The 23,251-nt window shown below is 46.9% G+C and carries 20 protein-coding genes and 2 tRNA genes; 20 read left to right on the top strand and 2 right to left on the bottom strand.

Going from position 1 to position 23,251, the window contains the following annotated elements; genetic code table 11:
• Positions 1-116 precede the first annotated feature (116 nt).
• The 19 genes from pyrC to AC4E8D_RS21395 all read left to right on the top strand — a co-directional run bounded on the left by pyrC (position 117) and on the right by AC4E8D_RS21395 (position 20,144).
• A complete protein-coding gene (gene pyrC / locus AC4E8D_RS21485) occupies positions 117-1,421 on the top strand; it encodes a dihydroorotase (protein WP_490205199.1) in 1,305 nt (434 codons plus the stop codon).
• 466 nt (positions 1,422-1,887) lie between these two features.
• Entirely contained in the window at positions 1,888-3,030 is a 1,143-nt protein-coding gene (carA, locus tag AC4E8D_RS21480) for a glutamine-hydrolyzing carbamoyl-phosphate synthase small subunit (protein ID WP_047843735.1), read from the top strand.
• Between the two features lies 1 nt (position 3,031).
• Positions 3,032-6,250, top strand: a complete 3,219-nt coding sequence (gene carB / locus AC4E8D_RS21475; protein ID WP_047843734.1) for a carbamoyl-phosphate synthase large subunit — start codon at positions 3,032-3,034, stop codon at positions 6,248-6,250.
• Between the two features lie 103 nt (positions 6,251-6,353).
• Entirely contained in the window at positions 6,354-7,094 is a 741-nt protein-coding gene (gene pyrF / locus AC4E8D_RS21470) for an orotidine-5'-phosphate decarboxylase (RefSeq protein ID WP_490205198.1), read from the top strand.
• The gene (pyrE, locus tag AC4E8D_RS21465; protein WP_336761831.1) at positions 7,091-7,732 is read left to right on the top strand and encodes an orotate phosphoribosyltransferase; all 642 of its coding nucleotides are present in this window, start codon (positions 7,091-7,093) and stop codon (positions 7,730-7,732) included. Before pyrF ends, pyrE begins: the two co-directional genes overlap by 4 nt.
• Positions 7,733-8,003: 271 nt before the next feature.
• On the top strand, positions 8,004-8,951 hold the full coding sequence (locus AC4E8D_RS21460) for an ABC transporter ATP-binding protein (protein WP_336761829.1): 948 nt from the start codon (positions 8,004-8,006) through the stop codon (positions 8,949-8,951).
• Positions 8,914-10,023, top strand: a complete 1,110-nt coding sequence (locus AC4E8D_RS21455; RefSeq protein WP_339305005.1) for an efflux RND transporter periplasmic adaptor subunit — start codon at positions 8,914-8,916, stop codon at positions 10,021-10,023. Before AC4E8D_RS21460 ends, AC4E8D_RS21455 begins: the two co-directional genes overlap by 38 nt.
• On the top strand, positions 10,023-12,947 hold the full coding sequence (locus AC4E8D_RS21450; RefSeq protein WP_339305003.1) for an ABC transporter permease: 2,925 nt from the start codon (positions 10,023-10,025) through the stop codon (positions 12,945-12,947). The genes AC4E8D_RS21455 and AC4E8D_RS21450 overlap by 1 nt, the downstream gene beginning before the upstream one ends.
• 2 nt (positions 12,948-12,949) lie before the next feature.
• Positions 12,950-13,813, top strand: coding sequence for an ABC transporter ATP-binding protein (locus tag AC4E8D_RS21445; RefSeq protein ID WP_036614799.1), 864 nt, complete (start codon positions 12,950-12,952; stop codon positions 13,811-13,813).
• 21 nt (positions 13,814-13,834) lie between these two features.
• Positions 13,835-15,286, top strand: a complete 1,452-nt coding sequence (locus tag AC4E8D_RS21440; protein WP_339305001.1) for an ABC transporter substrate-binding protein — start codon at positions 13,835-13,837, stop codon at positions 15,284-15,286.
• Positions 15,287-15,390: 104 nt separating this feature from the next.
• The gene (locus AC4E8D_RS21435; protein ID WP_047843730.1) at positions 15,391-15,582 is read left to right on the top strand and encodes a hypothetical protein; all 192 of its coding nucleotides are present in this window, start codon (positions 15,391-15,393) and stop codon (positions 15,580-15,582) included.
• Positions 15,583-15,653: 71 nt separating this feature from the next.
• Positions 15,654-15,727 (top strand) — tRNA-Met (locus AC4E8D_RS21430).
• Between the two features lie 56 nt (positions 15,728-15,783).
• Positions 15,784-15,857, top strand: a tRNA-Ile gene (locus tag AC4E8D_RS21425).
• A 176-nt stretch (positions 15,858-16,033) separates the two neighbouring features.
• Positions 16,034-16,459: a hypothetical protein gene (locus tag AC4E8D_RS21420; protein WP_336761819.1), complete on the top strand. Its 426-nt coding sequence runs from the start codon at positions 16,034-16,036 to the stop codon at positions 16,457-16,459.
• Positions 16,460-16,701: 242 nt separating this feature from the next.
• Positions 16,702-18,258: a tetratricopeptide repeat protein gene (locus AC4E8D_RS21415; RefSeq protein ID WP_490205197.1), complete on the top strand. Its 1,557-nt coding sequence runs from the start codon at positions 16,702-16,704 to the stop codon at positions 18,256-18,258.
• Between the two features lie 141 nt (positions 18,259-18,399).
• The gene (locus AC4E8D_RS21410; RefSeq protein WP_237174403.1) at positions 18,400-18,567 is read left to right on the top strand and encodes a hypothetical protein; all 168 of its coding nucleotides are present in this window, start codon (positions 18,400-18,402) and stop codon (positions 18,565-18,567) included.
• Between the two features lie 171 nt (positions 18,568-18,738).
• Positions 18,739-19,413, top strand: coding sequence for a hypothetical protein (locus tag AC4E8D_RS21405; RefSeq protein ID WP_490205196.1), 675 nt, complete (start codon positions 18,739-18,741; stop codon positions 19,411-19,413).
• 116 nt (positions 19,414-19,529) lie between these two features.
• Complete coding sequence (locus tag AC4E8D_RS21400) at positions 19,530-19,655, top strand: sporulation protein YjcZ (protein ID WP_083657089.1); 126 nt, start codon at positions 19,530-19,532, stop codon at positions 19,653-19,655.
• 159 nt (positions 19,656-19,814) lie between these two features.
• Positions 19,815-20,144 carry a DUF1904 family protein gene (locus AC4E8D_RS21395; protein ID WP_339177921.1) on the top strand — a complete coding sequence of 110 codons (330 nt, stop codon included), beginning with the start codon at positions 19,815-19,817 and terminating at the stop codon, positions 20,142-20,144.
• Between the two features lie 40 nt (positions 20,145-20,184).
• Here the strand turns inward: AC4E8D_RS21395 and AC4E8D_RS21390 are convergent, their stop codons facing one another.
• Positions 20,185-21,408: an MFS transporter gene (locus AC4E8D_RS21390; RefSeq protein WP_449004871.1), complete on the bottom strand. Its 1,224-nt coding sequence runs from the start codon at positions 21,406-21,408 to the stop codon at positions 20,185-20,187.
• Positions 21,409-21,552: 144 nt separating this feature from the next.
• The gene (locus AC4E8D_RS21385; protein WP_145323098.1) at positions 21,553-21,741 is read right to left on the bottom strand and encodes a DUF6199 family natural product biosynthesis protein; all 189 of its coding nucleotides are present in this window, start codon (positions 21,739-21,741) and stop codon (positions 21,553-21,555) included.
• 314 nt (positions 21,742-22,055) lie between these two features.
• Between AC4E8D_RS21385 and AC4E8D_RS21380 the strand changes: the two genes are divergently transcribed.
• Entirely contained in the window at positions 22,056-23,204 is a 1,149-nt protein-coding gene (locus AC4E8D_RS21380; protein ID WP_449004870.1) for a sensor histidine kinase, read from the top strand.
• Positions 23,205-23,251 lie beyond the last annotated feature (47 nt).

Here is a 23,251-nt window from a genome sequence, read left to right as displayed (position 1 = left end):
CTGTGGGTCATAGGCTGATGGTACGGAAGTTCTTATAGAGCAATATGAGAGTACACGATAAAGAAAATCATCCGGCTTGCCTGGTAAGCCGGACAGAACCGAAGCGGAGGACAATTATGCTACAGATTATAAAAAACGCGAACATCTTGAACCAACAAGGGGAACTTGAACGGAAAACCATCATTATAGATGAAGGTAAAATTAAAAAGATCGCTGGTCTGGAAGACCAAGTTGTACTGGATGCCGAAAAGTCAGCGCATCATGTGACAGACGCATCAGGCAAACTGGTCATTCCCGGATTGATCGATATGCACGTGCATCTGCGTGAACCTGGATTCGAACACAAAGAGACAATCGAGACAGGTGCCCGTTCAGCAGCACAAGGTGGTTTTACAACAATCGCTTGCATGCCGAACACGAGACCAGTTACAGATACAGCGGAAGTTGTGAAACTGGTATTGGATAAAGCCAAAGAAGCTGATCTGGTGAAAGTGTTGCCTTATGCAGCCATTACAAAAAATGAACTGGGTCGTGAACTTACCGATTTTGCCGCATTAAAAGAAGCTGGTGCTATTGGATTCACAGATGACGGTGTAGGCGTACAAAACGCTCAAATGATGAAAGATGCCATGAGCCTCGCGGCAAGCATGGATATGCCCGTGATCGCTCACTGTGAAGATGACTCACTGGTTGTTGGTGGATATGTGACGGAAGGTGAGTTTTCGAAGCGTCACGGCATCAAAGGGATTCCAAATGAATCCGAAGCTATCCACGTTGGCCGTGATATCCTGCTCGCAGAAGCAACGGGAGTTCACTACCATGTCTGTCACGTAAGTACAGAGCAATCGGTTCGCTTGATTCGTCTAGCGAAGTCCATCGGCATTAAAGTAACTGCTGAGGTGTGTCCGCACCATCTGGTGTTATCGGATGAAGATATCCCGGGCATGGACGCCAACTGGAAAATGAACCCGCCTCTGCGCTCACCACGCGATGTGCAGGCTTGTATCGAAGGTTTGCTGGACGGCACGTTGGATATGATCGTAACTGATCACGCGCCACACAGTGAAGAAGAGAAAGCCAAAGGCATGGAGCTGGCACCTTTCGGAATCGTAGGATTCGAAACAGCCTTCCCGCTGCTGTACACCAAGTTTGTGGAAACAGGACTGTGGAGTTTGGAGTTCCTGGTGAAACGTATGACAGCTGATCCGGCGCGTGTATTCCGACTGGATACAGGCAAACTGGAAGAGGGAGCACCAGCGGATATCACGATGATTGACCTGAACGAAGAAAAAGCAGTAGATCCTGCAACGTTTGCAACCAAAGGAAGAAACACTCCATTCACAGGCTGGAAGCTGAAAGGCTGGGCCACACAAACATGGGTGGATGGCAAAAGCGTATGGAGCAACACTGTACAACAATAAAACGGTAATTTAGTAAATTGATAAATTAGTAACGCTATATCTTTAACTCTTTAAATCAGCAATAGTAACTCTTAACTTTTTTAAAACAATAAATCTTTTTAAATCTAACTCTAACTCTAACTCTAGCTCTAACTCTAAAACTTAATCTATAACTTTTACACCAGTAACATCTTTTCAACTAACTCGAGGCAAATCATGCCGAGAGTCTAACATACGAAACAAGCAAAGTTGAATGTCATGATCTTGAACTTTGGACACCAACGTAAATGCGGAGCGAACAGAAAAGACCCGAAGAAGCAAAGCGTTCGCCTTTATCACCGGATTACATCATTTGAAAAATGATAAAAAGTAATCCGGGGATAACAGCGATCAAAGGGTTTTCTGTACGCGGAGCCGCACAATCGTAACGTCCCCCATGTTCAACCCAATGCATTCAACGTTGATAAACACAGAGGAGTGAAATGGGATGCAGGCACAGGCAAGATTATTGTTGGAAGACGGCACACTGTTCACCGGGAAAGCATTTGGTGCTGAAGGTGAAACTACAGGTGAGGTCGTTTTTAATACGGGAATTACAGGCTATCAAGAGGTGCTTTCGGATCCTTCCTATTGCGGTCAAATCGTGACCATGACGTATCCACTGATCGGAAACTACGGTATTACGCGTGATGACTTTGAGTCGATTCGTCCATACGTGCACGGTTTCGTTGTGCGTCGTCATGAGCCAACGCCAAGCAACTGGCGTGCGGAATACAGCGTAGACAATCTGCTCAAAGAATACGGCATCGTAGGAATCAGCGAAATTGATACACGCATGTTGACTCGCCGGATTCGTCACCACGGCACAATGAAGGGAATTCTCACAACAGGATCGAAGCCTGTGGAAGAACTGCTGGAGATGATGGGAGACACCACCATTGCCGAGCTGCGTAACCAGGTGCCAATGACTTCTACAGAACATGTCTACAACAGCCCGGGAACGGCTGAGCGTATTGTGCTCGTGGATTATGGTGCTAAAACAGGAATCTTGCGCGAACTCAGCAAACGTAACTGTGACGTTGTTGTTGTTCCACACGATGTAACAGCAGACGAAATTCGTCGCCTGAACCCGGACGGCATTCAACTGTCCAATGGCCCTGGGGACCCGAAAGATGTACCTCATGCGGTTAACATGATCAGTGAACTGCTTGGCGAATACCCGATCTTCGGTATCTGCCTGGGTCACCAGTTGTTCGCACTTGCAGCAGGAGCAGACACCGAAAAACTTAAGTTTGGACATCGCGGAGGAAACCACCCGGTGAAAGAACTGGAGAGCGGACGTTGCTTCATCACATCCCAGAACCACGGATTTACCGTAAACGAAGAGTCTGTGAAGAGTACAGATCTGGAAGTTACACATATCAACAACAACGATAAGACCATTGAAGGTCTGAAACATAAATCATTCCCGGCATTCTCGGTTCAATATCACCCTGAAGCAGCCCCGGGTCCTTACGACAACAGCTATCTGTTCGACCGCTTCATCGAGATGATTCGCGAGCACAAAATCACTAACCCGCAAAAGCCGCGTCAAGCCGTATTGGCAGCCGCAGTGAAAGGAGCACAATAACATGCCGATTAACAAAGATCTCAAAAAAATCCTGGTGATTGGTTCCGGTCCAATCGTCATCGGTCAAGCGGCCGAGTTCGACTATGCCGGTACACAAGCTTGCCAGGCACTGAAAGAAGAAGGCGTGGAAGTTGTACTTATCAACAGCAACCCGGCGACCATTATGACAGATACAAACATGGCTGACAAAGTATACATTGAGCCCATCACCCTGGATTTTGTAACCCAAATCATTCGTCAGGAGCGTCCAGATGGCTTGTTGCCAACACTGGGTGGTCAAACAGGTCTGAACATGGCTGTAGAGCTGGCTCGTGCAGGCGTGCTGGAACGTGAAAATGTAAAATTGCTCGGAACACAGCTGACATCCATCGAGAAAGCGGAAGATCGTGATCTGTTCCGTGACCTGATGCGTGAATTGGAACAACCTGTACCAGAGAGTGTCATCGTAACGACACTTGAAGAATCACTTGAATTTGCAAATGAGATTGGTTATCCGATCATCGTGCGTCCAGCCTATACACTGGGCGGAACAGGCGGCGGAATCTGTGCGAACGAAGAAGAGCTGCGCGAGACGGTGGCAGCGGGAATTCGTTACAGCCCGATCGGGCAATGTCTGGTCGAGAAGAGCATTGCAGGTATGAAAGAAGTCGAGTATGAGGTTATGCGGGATAAAAACGATAACTGTATCGTTGTCTGCAACATGGAAAATTTTGACCCGGTAGGTGTTCATACAGGGGACAGTATCGTCGTAGCACCAAGCCAAACGTTGTCGGACCGTGAATATCAAATGCTGCGTTCAGCTTCCCTGAAAATCATCCGTGCCCTGAACATCGAGGGTGGATGTAACGTACAATTTGCACTGGACCCACACAGCTTCCAATACTATGTTATCGAAGTAAATCCACGGGTAAGCCGTTCATCGGCTCTGGCTTCCAAAGCAACGGGTTATCCGATTGCAAAAATGGCTGCCAAAATTGCCATGGGTTATACCTTGGATGAAATCGTGAACCCGGTAACAGGCCAAACGTATGCTTGCTTCGAGCCTACACTGGATTATATCGTGAGCAAAATTCCTCGCTGGCCGTTCGACAAGTTCATCTCGGCGAACCGTAAACTGGGAACTCAGATGAAAGCAACAGGCGAAGTAATGGCGATTGGCCGGACATTCGAAGAGTCGATCCACAAAGCAGTTCGTTCCCTGGAAATTGGCGTACATCGCCTCTACCTGAAGGATGCTGAAACGCTGGACGAAGCTACCCTGAACGAGCGTCTGATCAAAGCAGATGATGAGCGTATCTTCCTGATTGCCGAAGCATTCCGCAGAGGGTATACGCTGCAACAGCTACAGGATTTGACCAAGATTGACTGGTGGTTCCTGGACAAAATCGAAGGTCTGATCGCATTTGAAGATCGCATTCGCGAAGAATCTGAATTGTCTTCCGACATTCTGTATCAAGCGAAACGCCTTGGATTCACAGACCGTGCCATTGCTGAACTGCGTGCGCAAGGTCAACCAGGAGGCACATTAACAACTGAAGCGGAAGTTAGAACTCGTCGGGAAGCAGAGAATCTGCGCCCAGTGTACAAAATGGTAGATACATGTGCGGCTGAGTTTGAAGCAACAACGCCATATTACTACTCCACTTACGAGACAGAGAATGAAGTGATCCCTTCAGACAAGAAAAAAGTTGTGGTACTGGGTTCAGGACCAATCCGGATCGGTCAAGGGATCGAGTTCGACTACTCTACTGTACACGCAGTATGGGCATTACAAAAAGCAGGCTATGAAGCAGTCATTATCAACAATAACCCGGAGACGGTGTCTACGGACTTTAATACATCGGATCGTCTGTACTTTGAACCGCTCTTCTTCGAAGATGTCATGAACGTGATTGAACAGGAGAAACCAGTAGGGGTTATCGTACAGTTCGGCGGTCAAACGGCCATCAACCTGGCAGCACCACTGCGTAATGCAGGTGTAACCATTCTCGGAACGGATCTGGAAAGCATCGATGAGGCGGAGGATCGCAAGAAGTTCGAGCGTCTGCTCTCCCGTCTGGAGATTGCACAGCCAAAAGGTAAAACGGTCATTTCCGTTGATGATGCAGTAGAAACAGCTCAAAGTCTGGGCTACCCGGTACTGGTTCGTCCTTCCTATGTACTCGGCGGTCGTGCGATGGAGATTGTATACTCCGATGCTGAATTGCTGACATACATGGAACAGGCGGTTAAAATCAATCCGGAGCATCCGGTCCTGATCGACCGTTACATGATGGGTAAAGAAGTTGAGGTTGACGCCATCTGTGATGGTGAAACGGTATTGATTCCGGGAATCATGGAACATATCGAGCGTGCAGGGGTTCACTCTGGTGACTCCATCGCGGTATATCCTCCTCAACATCTGTCCCAGGATTTGAAAGAAAAAATTGTAGAGATTACCATCAAAATTGCGAAAGAACTGAAAACGGTAGGTTTGGTCAACATCCAGTTTGTTATCCATGATGGCCAAGTGTACATTATCGAGGTGAACCCACGTTCATCCCGTACCGTACCATTCCTGAGCAAAGTAACCAACATTCCAATGGCGAACTTGGCAACACAAGCCATTCTGGGTGTGAAACTGAAAGATCTTGGTTATGTCGATGGACTGTGGCCTGAATCGGATCATGTATCTGTCAAAGTTCCGGTCTTCTCCTTCGCGAAGCTGCGTCGTGTAGAACCAACCCTCGGACCTGAGATGAAGTCTACAGGTGAGGTTATGGGCCGTGATCCGAATTACGCTAAAGCGTTGTTCAAAGGTCTCATCGGTGCAGGAATGAAAATTCCGGCAACCGGAGCGATCGTAGTAACTGTGGCAGACAAAGACAAAGATGAAGCGGTTCCTTTGCTCGAAGGTTTCTACAGACTGGGTTACAAAATCATGGCTACCGGCGGAACAGCAGCTGCGCTTGAAGCAGCGAACATTCCGGTAACGACTGTGAACAAATTAAGTGAAGGTTCGCCGAACATTCTGGATATGATCCGTAGCGGCGAAGCAAACTTTGTCTTCAACACACTCACCAAAGGCAAAACACCGCAGCGTGATGGATTCCGTATCCGTCGTGAAGCGGTAGAAAACGGCATTGTATGTATGACTTCATTGGATACGATTCGTGCGCTGCTGATCATGCTGCAAACGATCAACTTCTCTTCGGAAGCAATGCCTGTCTTTGTAAAATAAATAACTCTCTGATGAAGGACATCAGTCAGCCTGCGGGCTGGCGGGATGTCCTTTATATCGGGCAAAAACGGAAAAAATGAGCAAGTGGAGGGGAGCGCTGGTGATGAATCAAGCGAGTTTCAATGAAATGGCTGGCCGTCTGATGGTGGCACTGGATTATCCTGGAGCGGAAGAAGCTCAAGAATTGGTACAAGCTCTTGAGGGCATTCCCTGTTATCTGAAGGTGGGCATGCAGCTGTTCTACGCAGCAGGACCGGACTTTATTCGGGAGCTGAAATCCAAAGGTTACTCCGTTTTTCTGGATGTGAAAATGCATGATATTCCTAATACCGTTCGTGGCGGTGCTGAGAGTATCACACGTCTGGGTGTAGACATGTTCAATGTACATGCAGCCGGTGGAACCCTCATGATGCGTGCTGCACGTGAAGGTGCTGAGGCAGCAATCGCTGCCGATCCTTCCCTTAGCAAGCCCGAGATCATTGCAGTCACCCAACTGACCAGTACAAGTCTGGAAACGATGAATAACGAGATTGGCATCCCGGGAAGTGTGGAAGCTGCTGTGGTCCGTTATGCAGGACTAGCCCAAGAGGCCGGACTCGATGGGGTTGTTGCTTCTCCACTGGAAGTGCCCGCAATTCGGGCAGCGTGTGGCAGTGCTTTTCATACCGTTACACCAGGAATTCGTCCAGCGGGTAGCGGTCTGGGAGATCAGACACGCGTCTTGACGCCAGGTGAAGCCATCGCCAGAGGCAGTCATTACATTGTTGTAGGCAGACCCATTACTGGCGCTCCCAATCCGCGTGAAGCGGCAGAAACCATTTTGAAGGAGATGTTGAACGCATGATCGAACTGAATGAGATTCCGAATCATATTGCTTCCCAACTGTTGAAAATTAAAGCCGTGGCGTTACGTCCGCAGCAGCCATTTACATGGACATCCGGCATCAAATCACCGATATACTGCGATAACCGTTTAACGATGTCCTATCCCGAGATTCGTAATGATATCGCTGAAGCCTTTGCAACGATTATTCGGAACCAATACCCGGATGCAGAAGTCATTGCAGGTACGGCAACAGCAGGTATCCCGCATGCTGCCTGGGTGGCCCAGAAGCTGAATCTGCCGATGGCCTACATTCGTGATAAAGCCAAAGGACACGGTAAGGAGAACTTGATTGAAGGTCTGATTGCCGAAGGGCAAAAAGTGGTTGTCATCGAAGACCTGATCTCTACAGGCGGCAGTTCGATCAAAGCGGCAGAAGCCGTACGCCTAGCAGGTGCAACACCTCTCGCCGTGCTTGCTATCTTCAGCTACCAGCTGGATAAGGGTGTTAAAGCATTCGAAGACGCAGGAATTCCACTTCAGACGTTGTCCAATTACACGGCTCTGATGGATGTGGCTTTGGCTCAGGGAACGATTCAGGAGAGTGACTTTGAATTGCTCAAATCTTGGCGTGAAGATCCTTCTTCATTTGGTAAATAATATCATTGATAGCTCAAAAAAATGTTCATGACTGAACAGTATCAAAATTGTAATACTTGCTGTCATAACGGCAAAACCATCGAATATCAAGAGGCATCCCGCACTTTGGGATGCTTTTTTCGTTTGTTCATCAAAATATTAACTTTTTCCCTCTACCGTTGTAAAAAGCTTGTAACTTTTAGTTGGGATCGGTCGTTTATAATTCAGTGTAGGATGGAACAGATTTCTAATTTTAGGTTTTTTGAAGAAATGAACGGGATTTTAAGAAAGGATGAGCGTGATTGCTGGCATGAAGAATTTATTTTCCAGAAAGAGATCTGCCAAGAGCCAGTCAGGCGATGAACATCAACAGGAGGAAACACCGTTGGAGGCATCGACGGAGTCGGGGGAAAATACATACATAAGTGAACCTGCGCACCCGACAAGTGAAGCATCTTTATCTGAAAATGAAATTGGTTCGGATGAAGTGGCTGCAACGGCTGTCACTACCGTTGATGAACCCCAGAAGAAGATCAAACCAAAGAAGGATATGCTGCCTCCATATGATGGACCTGTACTGGAAGTTCGTAATGTACATCGCAGTTTCCAGACAGGCAGTCGCATCATCCATGTGCTCAAAGGCATTGATATGGAAGTGAATCCGCAACAACTGGTCATGCTGAAGGGGCGTTCAGGTTCAGGCAAAACAACGTTGCTGAATATGCTCGGTGGATTGGATCAGCCTTCAAGTGGAGACATTCTGTTCTCCGGTCAGCCTCTTCAGGATTGGGGAGACCGGCGGCGAACCGCTTTGCGGCGCAAGGAGATTGGTTTTATTTTTCAGGCGTATGCACTAATGCCCTTATTGTCTGCTTGGGAAAATGTAGAGTTGTCGCTTCGAATGGCGGATGTGCCACGAGCGGAGTGGAAGGACAGGGTTGGTCACTGTCTGGATCTGGTTGGACTCTCCAAACGGGTGAAGCACCGACCTTTCGAAATGTCGGGGGGAGAGCAACAGCGGGTGGCTATAGCCAAGGCGATTGCCCATAGACCCAGATTGTTGCTTGCGGATGAGCCTACAGCGGAACTGGATTCCAAGATGGGCGCTCAGGTCATGGCCGTATTCCGCAATATTATTGAAGTAGAACAAGTAACAATATGTATGACTACACACGATCCTACAATTTTGGAGGTTGCGGACCATGTTTATGAAATGGCGGACGGCAGATTTATCAAGTAAAGGGGCCGCTCCGAAGAGGGGGAAACGCGCAGCACTTGTTGTGCTTGGTGCAATAATGGCTGCAACGATGTCCGGCTGCTCATTGCTGCCGTCAGAAACAGAGGAAGAAGTGCTTCCACCTATTACACCACCAACGATCTCCAAGAAACCGGAATATGAAGTCCGGACGGAAACGTTGGAGAAAAAAGTAAGTGGCAGCGGCAAGATGATGAGTCAGCGGGAAGAGAAGGTGTACTTCACGCTTGATGGCATGCATGTCAAAGAGTTAAATGTTAAACCAGGGGATAAAGTGAAAAAGGGTCAACTTCTTGCTGTCCTCGATGTGGAGAGTGTAGAGAAGGAGATCCGTGGCAAGAAACTGGCTATTCGCAAATCCGAAGTTCAAATGAAGGAAACACTCCGCAAGAAGGATGAGATGGACCCGGTAGAGTTCGAAGAATCAACGATTGCGTTTGAAGAACTACGCCAGGAACTCGCTGATCTGGAGGAACAACTGGGCAAAGCCACGTTGACCGCTCCGTTTGGTGGCACCGTTATTGCTGTGCAGGTAGAGAAGGGTGCAGCCGTGAAAGCGTATGATCCGATTGCTACGATTGCGGATACATCCAATCTGGTTGTGGCAGCTACCTTTGCCAAGGAGGATCTGGAGAAGTTCTCCGCGGGTATGAAGGCAGAAGTAGATATTAATGGAGCTGGTAAAGTCGCTGGCAAAATTAAAGTCATGCCTATCGCGGAAGCATCGGGAAGCGGTAGTGGCGAAGGGACGGGTGAAGGTGGTACGCCTCCAACCAAGGAAACGCTGGATAAGTATGTCATCGTTACACTTGCAAAAATGCCAAAAGGCGTCGAACGTGGCACACCACTATCGGTCTCGATTGTAACGCAGCGTACCGAGAACGCAATTGTGATTCCTGTATCCGCTTTGCGCTCCATCGGCTCAAGAACGTACGTACAAGTGGTGGAGAGTGATGGCAGCAAGCGTGAAGTGGACGTTGAAGTTGGACAGCAGACGTCGACAGATGTTGAGATTCTGAAAGGTCTGACCGTAGGCCAGAAAGTAGTGGGACGCTAATGGGGCTGCCATTGCTTCGGCTGCTGTTCCGCAAAATGTGGAACACGCGCTGGATGACCTTCAGCACACTGATCGGATTGATTGTGGCGGTAGCGTTCACCGTCAGTATTCCAATGTATGCCGATGGTGCGTTGAAACGGGTCGTCGCGCAAACGCTGCAGGATAACAGTGAAGGGTTGCCAGCCGGTTCGTTGCTTATGAGTTATCAGGCACCTGGTGGCGTGAAGACAGACACACGGGGTCTGGATGAAGTCGATCGTTATATTCGTGAGGATGTCCCTCGCGATATTGGTTTTCCTTTTCATACGTATGTGAATTCAAGATCTATTCGCAGCACAGAGGTGAGCCCGGAAGATCCAACCAAAGTGGATGCCAGCAGGGCGCGCAGTATGAGTCTGGGTACGATGAGTGGGCTGGATGCACAGGTGAATTACTCTGCCGGGGTGAAACCTGGAAACCAGGTCAAAGATGACACGATTGAGGCAGTCATGTTGGAAGAGGGCATGTATCGTAACGATCTGCATATCGGTGACATTCTGGAATATCCGGTGTATAGCGGTCTTGATATCACGTTACGTGTGAAGATTACGGGTTCCTTCAAGGCAGATGATCCGAACAGCCCTTACTGGGTACAAGGATTTGACGGCATGATGAATGGACTTTATGTGGATGAATCGGTTTTTAATGATGTTTTACTGAAGGAAAAAGGGATTTCACTTCAAAATTCACGTTGGTATTATGCCTTTGATCTGAAAGAAATTCAAACCAGCCAGTTATCAGGTCTGACTTCCATGCTGGAAAGGCTGGATATCGATCTGTACCAGCGGCTGAAAGATACAAAAGTGGACATCACCTTTGGTGATCTGCTTAAGCAGTTCCGCAGTCAGAGTCTGCAACTGCAGACGATGTTGTTTACCTTGGCAGCACCGATGATTGCGATGGTCTTTTATTTTATTGCGATGAATGCCAGACAGTCATTACAGAAGCAAGAGAGTGATATTGCGGTATTGCGCAGCCGTGGAGCTTCAGCTCGGCAGATATTCTCTCTCTACCTGCTTGAAGGCATATTTCTGGGGGTTATTGCGCTCGTTATTGGGCCGTTGCTTGGTTGGTTTATGGCCAAGAGTATCGGTTCAGCAAGTGGCTTTCTCTCGTTCGTAGATCGGAAGTCTATTCCGATCGGTGTATCAAAAGAAGCCATTCTCCTGGGCGTAGCAGCGGTCCTTGTTGCGATCATCGCATCCCTTATCCCTGCGATAACCTATGCACGGGCAACCATTGTTTCGGCCAAACGGCGGCAAGCACGAACAGATCGTGCTCCAGTATGGCAACGCTGGTTCCTGGACGTTGTGTTGCTGGGTCTGGCTGGATATGGATACTACCTGTTCTATGAACGTCAGATGTTGACCTTCCAGACGGGAATGACAACCGATCAGCTGCAGGTACAGCCGTTTCTGTTCTTTGTACCCGCACTCGCGATCTTTGCGCTTGGACTATTCTTCCTGCGCTTGTTCCCATGGATATTGAAGCTCATCCAGCTGATCGGTCGTAAATTTCTCCCGGTCCCGCTGTATCTGACATTAACACAGTTGTCGCGTTCATCTTCTTCATATTATCCGCTGATGATCCTTCTTGTACTGACACTGGGACTTGGGGTATACAACTCGGCTGCTGCTCGGACGATTGATTTGAATTCCACTGAGCGTACCTTGTACCGTTATGGTTCTGATGTGATTATGCAGACTGTGTGGGAAGGAACACCTGAGGTTAAACCTGGTGGTTCCGGACAGAATGGCGGTACGGGTGGAGGTCAACAAGGTGGTGGCAATGGAGGAGGAGGTTCTGCTGGAGGGGGTTCTGGCGGAGGAAATGGCGGTGGAGGTGCTCCAGGTGGTGGCGGTGGCGGTTCTTCGCAGCCATCCAAAGTCATCTACTCCGAACCTCCATTCGAAGTGTTCCGCAGATTAGATGGGGTTGAACATGCAGCACGCGTGCTGCAGACCAAGGGCAATATTATCGTTTCTGGTAAATCGGGCGGACAGGGGATGCTGGTCGGAATTGATAATGTGGACTTTGCTCAAGTGGCATGGTTCCGCAACGATCTGTTCCCGGCACATCCCTACAAGTACCTTGACTTGCTTGGTAAATATGAAGGGGCTGTGTTGATCTCTTCCAAATTTGCTGACAAGTTCAAACTCAAAACTGGAGATCTTGTCTCCATGGGTGTACAGGGACAGGCGATTGAATTCGTCGTGTTTGGGATCATTCCTTACTGGCCAGCCCAGTATCCGGATCAGATGCCATTTTTCGTGGCGAATCTGGATTATATCTATGATCAGGTGCCTCTGATTCCTTATGAGGTATGGCTGAAAATGGAACCGGATGCCAAAGTGGCTCCGCTTATGGAGAAACTTGCAGCAGAGGGCATTGAGTTATCTTCTGTGCGTGACGTCCGCACCGAATTGGTGTCTCAGGGTAAACATCCGTCAAGAGGTGGCGTATTCGGGATTCTGAGCCTTGGTTTCCTGGTATCCGTTATTATCTCGTTGATTGGATACGTGCTGTACTGGTTCTTCAACCTGTCCGGCCGAGTTGTGCAGTTTGGTGTATTACGGGCCATGGGGTTATCCCGGGCACAACTGAGCGGTATGCTGCTGCTGGAGCAGGTGTTCACAGCGGGGCTGTCGATCCTGCTGGGTATTGGGATTGGTCAGGTATCCAGTCGTTTATTCCTGCCATTCCTGCAAACGACGGATAATGTATCTGCTCAGGTACCTCCGTTCCGGATTGTGTTTGAACAGCAAGATATGTTGCAACTGTATGGGGTCACTGTGGTGATGCTGGTCATTGGTGCAACGATGTTGCTCTGGCAGATTCGCAGATTGCGGGTTCACCAGGCAGTCAAAATGGGAGAGGAGAGGTAAACGTGATCCAATGCGAAGGACTTGTCAAAATTTTTAAATCCAGCGATGTGGAAGTCGTTGCCCTTCAGGGTCTCAACCTGACTGTCAATCAAGGTGAAATGATGGCGATCATCGGTAACAGTGGTAGCGGTAAATCCACACTGCTGAATATTCTGGGTGGGCTTGATCGTCCTACGGCTGGTACGGCCGTTGTGGGAGACTGGGATTTGCTCAAGATGACAGATGCCCAATTGGTCGAATACAAACGTCATACGGTAGGTTTTATCTGGCAAAATAACGGTCGTAACTTGCTGCCTTATCTCACTGCACTGGAAAATGTGGAGACTCCCATGATTCTGGGAGGCAAGCGTGATCGTGCATACGCGAAACAGTTGCTCGAATGGGTAGGCCTTAAGGATCGGATGCATAACAAATTGCATCAATTGTCAGGAGGAGAGCAACAACGGGTAGCGATTGCGATCTCATTATCCAATCGGCCCAAAATTCTGCTTGCAGATGAACCAACCGGTTCGGTCGATTCCGAGACTTGTGATACAATCATGGGCATTTTCCGAAGAATGAACAAGGAACTTGGCGTTACAATTGTCATCGTTACCCATGACTTGACGCTTGCTGGCAAGGTAGACCGGATCGTTGCGATTCGGGACGGCTTGACCAGTACCGAGTTTGTGAAGCGCAATCCAAATTTGGATGATGAGCATAACTTGTCCGAAGCGGGTATGCCGGACATTCACGAAGCATTTGTCATTATTGACCGTGCAGGGCGGCTTCAGGTGCCAAAAGAGTATCTGGAGGCCTTATCCATTGATAATCGGGCTACATTGGAATTTGACGGTGAACGTATTGTTATTACGCCGCCAAGATAATTAATGAGGGGGAATTGGAAGATGAAGAACAGGTTGTGGGGAAAACGTGTGCTGGCTGTCATCGCTACTGCGACGCTGGCACTGCCGCTGATTGCCGGCTGTACGGCAAGTGAGGCCAAGGATACGGAACAGCGTGTATTACGTGTGGCAACGTTGTGGGGAGGACAGGATGATAGTTACTTCCGTCAGCAGTTCACCGATGCTTTTGAATTGACACATCCCAATGTAACCATCGAAATTGTGGCTGCTGTTGATCAGAGCAGCATGTATGGGTATGGCAACACGGAAGAACAGCCGGAAGTTCCGGATACGATGGAGAGTCTGAAGAAGATTATGACTGGGGATAACCCGGTTGACGTTATCGTGGCTGATACCGCCACAGTGAAATCATTAATTCAGGAGAATCTGGTGAAACAGCTGGACCCACTGATGCAGGAAGATAAGTTTGATACCAGTGATATCGTGCCTAGTGTACTGGAGGGAATTAAGGACCTTGGGGATCAGAGCATTTATGCATTGACACCAACGTTCTCCTCATCGGCTTTGTTCTATAACAAGGGTATGTTTGCAAAAGCAGGCGTGGAACCGCCAACGGACAACATGACATGGGATGATATTTTCAATTTGGGTACCCGTCTAACGAAAGGTGAAGGTAAAGATCATGTATTTGGTTTCTCCTTCACGACATATCAGGGTGGTTCGCCGTACTACTCCATGCAGCAGTACTACAGCTCGTTGCAGCTGAAGACGTTTGATGACAAAGCAGAGAAGATGACAGTAGATTCTCCTCAATGGGAGAAAGTGTGGAGCACCATCAGCAAACTTGCGATTGACAAAGTTATTCCTAAAGGCGACGAACCACAGGATCAGGATCCGAGTGGGCGTTATGATCCAGTACAGGGTGACCTATTCCTGAGTGGCAAGTCAGCCATGGTTATTGGTGATTACAGCTATATTAATCAATTAATTGATGCCAATAAAAATGCGGATAAAATGAAAGACTTTACGAAAGTGGATTGGGATGTGGTAACACCGCCAGTTCACCCGGAAGCTCCTGAAATTGGAGGCAGCATCTATCTGAGCAACCTCATGGCGATTAATAGTGCGGCTCAGAACCCGGATGATGCGTGGGAACTGATCAAGTACATGAACAGTGAGGACTGGGCTAAGATCAAAGCACGTAGCAGCTACGAGATGGTATCACGGAAGAGCTTCATTAAACCCAAAGACGGCCTGGATTATAACATTCAAGCATTCTATGCGCTGAAGCCGATTCCGCCAACCAATACCAACCTGGATAAAATGTATCAAAAATCCCCAGGCTTATGGCAAGTCAATGAAAAAGGTATGGAATATTTCAACCAAGTGCTAGAGAATAAAAAGACACCAAAAGAAGCGCTTGGTGAGTGGGCAGCTAAAGGAAACGAGATGCTGGAGAAATTGAAAAAGGATCCTAAAGCTACGTTTCAATAAGATTTGATGAAGTAGTCATATCATGATAGGGATAGCCGCTGAAGATTTTAATCTTTGGCGGCTATTTTTATGAAAATGGGGTATTCTACAAAAAGCAGGAATAAATGACGACTCCGGAAAGGACGAGCGGTATGCACTGGGTATATTTCAGCAAGTTGTATGCAACCAAATTTCAGGCAGGATGTCTGGCCAAACGTATGGAGCAGGATGGGTGGATTTACGGTCATAATGAACCAGCGGAAGTGGAAGTTTATCGATCACGTAAAGGACGTTACGGTGTACGTTTTATTCCCTGACATTACCCCTTGACTTATAGGGTGGTGATAGTGTATATTAATTAAGTCGCTGTTTTAATATTTCTTACTGACGCGGGGTGGAGCAGCCCGGTAGCTCGTCGGGCTCATAACCCGAAGGCCGCAGGTTCAAATCCTGCCCCCGCAATTTAGTTTCACTTGGATGATTCACAGCCATCATCTGCACGTTATACATTATGTCTAGGGCCCTTAGCTCAGTTGGTTAGAGCGGTCGGCTCATAACCGATTGGTCACAGGTTCGAGTCCTGTAGGGCCCATATTCTTGAAACCCTTGCTCAGCAAGGGTTTTTTTCTGTCTTCATTTAGGGGCTGGATTAAAAGGTAAAAGTCATCATTGTTGGTATGCCCTTTTTTGCGCATCTCAGTGTATGTCCACGCCGCACACCAAATCTCGCATATACTATCCTATCCCAACCCATAGGAGGTAGATTTCATGAGTCAATTTATTGATGCAAGAACCTCGCAGAATGCGAGTTTGGCAGGTTCTATTGCTATACCTATTCTGGTGATTAACACGCCTCAGTTATTTGGACAGATTGGTTTGATAACCACTGCTGGCATTGGGGCAAACCCGCGGGTGCAGTTCAAGGGAACTGTGTCTGTGCAACTTCCATTAGCGATCGCTGGTATAACCATTACAATTGTCAGAGGAACTTTGCCAACAGACCCTGTTATCTATTCCGCAACGTCTACGTTTAGCTTGAGCATCCTGGCACCTCAGATTATTACCTTCTCTGCCGATGACTTCAATCCGCCAATCACACCGCAATTGACGTACACTGCATTTGTGAGCTCTAACTTGTTGGGAACAGTCCGTGTTGGCCCTGAGAACTTCGACGGAGTTTTGTATTCTGATTAGTGTTGAGTGCACCTGCTCCAAAGTGGATTAGATCATTCATTTTCTTAAAATGAAGGACATCACAGGCCTGCCCTCAAAAGCAGGTTTTTTTCTTATTGAAAGGGAACACTGAACTCCATCGAGTCGACAAGGTTCTATGATATAATACATTACAGAGATTGGAATGGTATTCGATAATAAAGTGATACATGAACATCTAAGAATCTTATGAAATTATAGATAGAAAGCAGGTTTAACGTTTAATGACGTCAAATGAAAGTCAACGTTTTCGTTACAGCGAAGCTCCGGTCTGGGATTGGCAGAGAGCTTATTATGAACAGAAGGGGTTACAAGCTTGGACAGAGAACCAAGTACCTCAATATATTACCAGTAATCCGATGATTGCCACGACGTATGCAGAGATGATCTTTGGTTTTCTTCAGGACCTATCGAACAAAGGAAAGATCAGCGAGACCGTAACCATTCTTGAACTTGGAGCGGGTGTAGGGCGTTTGGCGCATCAAATTCTCCTGAAACTGCTTGAATTAAAGGAATTTGCCGGAATAGAGTTACCAGCTTTCAGATATGTGATGACGGATCTCGTAGCGGAGAATGTACTGGGTTGGCAGGAGCATCCATCCATGCAATCCTTTATTCAACAAGGTATAGTGGATTTTGCACGTTTTGACGCTGTAGCGGATACGGAGTTGAATCTGGCCGTTGCAGGTACGGTTATTCGGCCCGGTGATCTGAAACAACCGTTGTTGTTGATTGCTAATTACTTTTTTGACAGCATTCCACAGGAATTAATCTACATTGGGGATGGCGAGATCTATGAGTGCGATCTGCTTGTACAATCCCCGGATCGTCGTCTTGATCTTGAGCCTGCTGAGATGCTGAAGAACATGACGCTGAGTTATGAATATCGCCGAGCGCCGGAATACAGTGCGGATAACTATCCTTATCAGGAGCTTATCACATTGTACAAGGCGGAGCTGGAGGATTCACATATTCTTTTTCCTGCCATCGGCTTGTCCTGTCTTGAACGCTTGAACAAATTGTCACAGTCAGGTTATGTGTTGATTACCGCTGATAAAGGGGATCATCGGCTGGATAACTGGAAGTTCGCAGAGCCACCCGAATTCGTTCTTCACGGGAGTTTTTCTCTAACAGCCAATTACCATGCGATTCAATATGTCCTGGAACAAAAGGGCGCCTATACTCGATTCACGACACATCATTATAAAGATCTGAATGTTGGGTGCATGTTGATGGTGGAAGAACCGATGAATTATGTGAACACGCGGTTAGCCTATCATCGATTTGTTGAGCGTTTTGGACCAGATGACTTTTTCAGCATGAAACAATGGGTAGACTCTCGGATAGAGAGTATGGAGTTGAAGCATATTTTACCATTTTGGCGTCTGGGCGGATATGATGCTGAGTTCTTGATTCACAGTGCGACGCACATTTCCAGTCTTCTTCCTGATGCAAGTGATGAGGAAATGCTCGATATTCAGTCTGGGATTCATACGATGTGGTCGTCCTACTATGTGATGGAGCAGCAAGGAGGTCTCGCATTTCTGGCAGGGCAGCTGTTATATGAGATGTATATGTATGAGGATGCCAAACGGTTTCTGGAGATATCATTGGTTGCAGACCCGAGTAACCATAATCCAGCCGTCTTATACGATTTGGCTGTGTGCTGTTATGAACTTGAACTGGAAGAAGAAACCCTGTCATATACCCATAAAGTATTGGCTCTGGAACCTGATCATGAAGAGGCAGCAGCGTTGCTCCAGAGTTTCGAGTTGATCTGAACGGAACGATTGTAGTTTGTCTCCTGTATGCAGGGTGTAATTGGTAATGTTTATATAGAAATTGAAACCTTTAATTGAACTTCATCGTATTAATGGGATATTCAACCAATCATTTCTATAGTACATAAAGGAGACAGGGCTATGATGAAAATGTTATCCGTTGCATTTTATCCACTTGCTTGGGTGCTGGGGGCACTGAGTATCTTATCTGGAAATGCAGACAGCGCTCTATTCGCTAAGGATATCGCGACAGATCGAAGCTATGATGGGCAGGCGATATATGATAGTATTGAACGTAGAAATGCCTAACTACATATCATTCAACTGTAAAGGTAATTGTTTCAGCGAGCAATAACATGAGAACTAATTACTCTTGAAGCGAAGTACGGTGAGCAGGAGTTCTGTCCGTACAACCTTTAAGCCGGTTTCGTACCTTATTCAGGTATGAACCGGCTTTTATTTATGAATGGGGGATGCCAGATGAAGATTATCATTGGACAACCGAGGCTCGAACAGGATTTGTTGCAGCTTGAAGCCGAACTCAAGCAACATCCTGATGCAGATGTATTATTTTTTCCTGAAGGTTATCTGAACCAGAATGTTGAGGAAGCTTGCAGGTTGGCGGCTGAATATGGGACCATGATTGTATCGGGTCATCGCAGACTGAACGAACGTCCAAAGGACCGATCGATTATGATCAGTAAGGCTGGAGAGATTGTATCGGAGAAAGCAAAATATACACCTGCTGAGACGGCTCAGGAACAGGGTTGGGTAATAAGCACTTTGTTGTGTGATGAGCTGGTCCTGCAAGGATTTTGCAACGAGAATATAGGAAATGTGGACATTGTGATGCATTCCATTGGTGTGGGGATGTTCAGTGAAGAGCAGTACAGTGAGTGGGTCGAAGGGGCTCGGCAGATCGCCTTGCAGAATCAATGTATTGTCATGGGGACAAGCCATGCGGATGGTTCATACCGTGATAGCGGGATCTCCATTCCAATCGCTTATTGTATAACTCCTGATGGAGAGGTTGTTCTGGCATCCCGAAGTGATACACGTACTCGTACAATCCTTCTGATCAGAGGAAATACAGACCCTTCACCTCAGGAGTCACATGAAATACAACTGAGAATCTCCATCGACCCATCTGGTTAAGTTACCAGGCATGAATACCAGATGAATGGGCTGATGAACTTGCCGAATCGCCCGGTCACTTGCGCGGAATACGCATATGTTATGGCATACCTTGAAATTCAAAGGAGGCCAATCAAATGAGTCAAGTTGGATACGGTTGTGGTGGTAATGTTGGAGGATTTGGCGGCGGATGGACTTCTACAAGCGCAATTCTCGTACTGTTCATTCTGCTCGTGATCATCACAAAATCTTTCTGGCTGTAAGTCACGTATAGAAACGTGCAAACAGTAGCTCCGCTGAGACTTCAGCGGGGCTTTTCCTATTTATAAGAAGCCACATATGCCATCCGTGACATTTGACAACTGAAAACAATGTGCTTAAAATCACATAAGAGACTATTAACAGAGATTGAAGGGATAGCAATGCCGTTTATTCGCTTTAAAGGATTCACAGGTCCTCAGCTAGAGGAAGTTGTACCCCAAATTACAGAGCAGATGGCCCTAATTACTCATATTCCAAGGGAGAGAATGAAGGCAGAGCGTCATGATGTCCAATCGCTAACACCTTCTCCGGCTTCTATAGAGATTCTGATGTTTCAACGTGACCAGGAGATTCATAATCGGATTGCATCGTCGGTGCAAGCTATTTTGGAAGAAGCATACATGCCGGATGTGCATATTTTCTTCAATATATTGTCACCTAATTTGTATTATAAAAAAGGCAGGCCGCTGACAGATTATCGATTGGATTGAGATTGTGAGGGACGAGCAGAATGTTGCTCGTCTCTTTGATTTACATATTTTTCGTATGTTTAGTAATGGGATGGTTCCTGTGAACCCTGCTCAAGGATAATGAGCATATCGCAGATACAATAAACAAGGCTCCACCAATAAGGTATACCCACCGAACGCCCAGTTGATCGGCGACTAGACCAAAGATAACTATGGATACACTCATAACCGTGGATATCAGGACGCCATGGGTGGCGTATACCTTGGTTAGGGATTCGACAGGTACACTGTTCTGAAGCGCTGTCTGCTGAGCCACATCACGAATCTGATTAACTGGACCCATGAGTATACATAACACCAGAGCGAGCCACGGCAGGTTGTTTAGACCATAAACGACGGTCAGCAGGCTGAAGAGAAGAGAACCCATGGTCATACTAGCGATTAGATGTTTCTGAATACGTTTGGCCAGTGCAAGAGCCAGAATACCTCCAAGCATGGTTCCAGCAGCGTAACTCGAGTTCATGAGTCCCCACCAACCTTCTCCTCGTCCCAGAGCTTCTTTTGCAAAGGCCAGCGTAACAGCTCCGATCCAGATGGAACCCGCAAGTGCTTGGGCAATGTCCATAAGCGTAATCAGTCGTAATGATGGATTGTTCCAAAGTATACTCCAACCTTCCCTCAATACATTCCGCGATACAGCAGATTTCTGAGATTGTTCTACATTCCGTGTGAGCGAGCCCATGGCAATCATGAAGATTAGAACGGCCCAGGACAGGCTTGTAGCTGCCCAGAAGGTCTGTGACGCCCCCCAGTTCATCACGGCGAATCCCGTCATGGCGTAACCGACAATGGTTACAGTCTGATTGGAGAAAGATAGCAGGCTATTTGCTTTTATAAGGTCTTCACCTTGAACCAATCGTGGCGTTAAAGTCTTCAGTAACGGAGTTTCCCATCCGTCCAAAAAGGATAGTATGACCACTCCGATCAATAGAAGCGGCAATTGTGAAATCAAGTGATTCAACGAAATGGCTATACAGGTCATGATTAATGTTTTGGCTATGGAAATGCTGATCAATAGTCTGGAGAATGGGAAACGGTTCACAAGTAATGGCAAAGTGAAACCTGCTATTATGCGTGTAATGATCTGAATAAGTGGAAACATTGCAGCAGAGAGTACCGATCCAGTGAGACCGTATATATACGTAGTAATGACCATGATATATATGACATTAATAAGCGAGAGCAGCGTTTTGGCGGCCCAGTACGGATAAAATGCGATGTTCATGCCAATGATGTCCTTTCCGAAACGATATATCTATATTACGGGCATTGTCATCTTCGCACCACAAACAAAGTTATCATTTTCCCGTCATTTCAGCACAAAAAAAGAAACTGCCCAATAGGACAGTTGTCTTCGGATTTCTATAGTTCATGCCATAGTCAGAGTGAAGGCGATAAGCAACATCAACAAGCTGGTCATTCTGACCATAGTCATATAAGGCCTGCTGGGCTCCGTTTCACCCCGGGAAATCCAGCCATATCGTAGATACCAGCCGAATTTTGGGAAACAGAAATTGATGATGCACAGGATCATGAATATAAAAAAGAGGGTTCTCATACCCATCTTCCTTTCTTGACTTACATAACAGATCTCATCTCAACGTTTGCGTCTGGTAAAAAAGACTACAATCAAAATGATAATGATGATAATTAACAGAAATTTCATGTATGTTCCTCCTGATGAGTTGTTAGATTATTGTGGGATGTTAGTTATCAACTATTACCCAAGAACCACATGACTTGAATAACTGTGTTACAATTATAATATATTGGTTTTATATCAACACATACCATTCGGTTAGTTTTCTCTCCTTATAATGTACGATTGCAGAATATATAAACATTAATGTGTATGAGATGAAGGAGGAAGGCATGAGCCAACATAATCAACTCCCATTACAATGGGAATTTATCATCTCGAAAGTGAAATCCTCCGTGACGGTGGTCGATGCTACCTTGCCTGAGCTTCCGCTCATGTATGTAAACGAACACTTTACCCGGCTGACAGGATACACGTATGAAGAGTCTGTCGGACACAATTGCCGATTTTTGCAAGGGCAGGATACAGACTCCGAAACGGTAATGCAGATCCGTGATGCATTAAAGAAACAACAATCCATTAAGATTGATATCTTAAATTATACAAAAAGTGGTCAGAAGTTCTGGAACGAACTAAATATTGATCCGATCTTTAATGAATCCGGAGAGTGTTTATATTTTGTAGGCATTCAATACGATATTTCAGAACGGAAGTATGCTGAACAGCAATTGAAGTTTGCCGCTTCCATGGCTGAGATGAACAGCAGAGGGCAATTGGAATTCATCGGCAAGTTGAATCACGAGCTTCGTACCCCGCTTAACGGCATTATGGGTATGATCGAACTTGTCGGTATGGGTGAAACTACGGATGAACAGAAAGAATATCTGGAGTTAGCACGTCAATCAGGTGAGGCGCTACTTAACATCATTAACAATAGCCTGGATATGGCGAAACTGGGCAGAGGCAAAATGGATGTCGAAAACATTGAGTTTCAACCTCTAAAGCTGATTCAACAGATTGTAAAGACACATGAGCCTGCGGCACGGAATAAACACATACGCCTGCTCTGTCATGCTGATCTGAATGTTCCGGATGTGCTTATCGGTGATCCGCTAAGACTTCGGCAGGTACTGGATAATTTACTAAGTAATGCGATCAAGTTTACAGAACAAGGTGAAGTGCAGTTACAGGTGGATGTGAGGCAACAACTGATGGATACCGTTGTACTGATGTTCTCTGTGCGTGATACGGGGATTGGCATTCCCCAGCATCGGATCGAACAATTGTTTGATGCATTTACTCAGACCGACATCTCCCATGCGCGCCGATTTGGCGGAAGCGGTCTGGGTCTGACCATCTGCAAAGAACTGCTGGAACTGATGAATGGTCAGATTTCGGTGGAGAGTACCGAGGGGAAAGGTACTCAGTTTGACGTTACACTGCCATTGCTGCGTCAACAGGCCATTCCCAATGTAGGATAATCATTCAATCAGAACAGCCGGGCGGTCTCGGCTGTTTTTTTATTGTA

This window comes from Paenibacillus sp. SRL342, from assembly GCF_984798905.1.
Note: the sequence above shows the minus strand (reverse complement) of the source record. Positions and strands in the feature narration are given on the sequence as shown.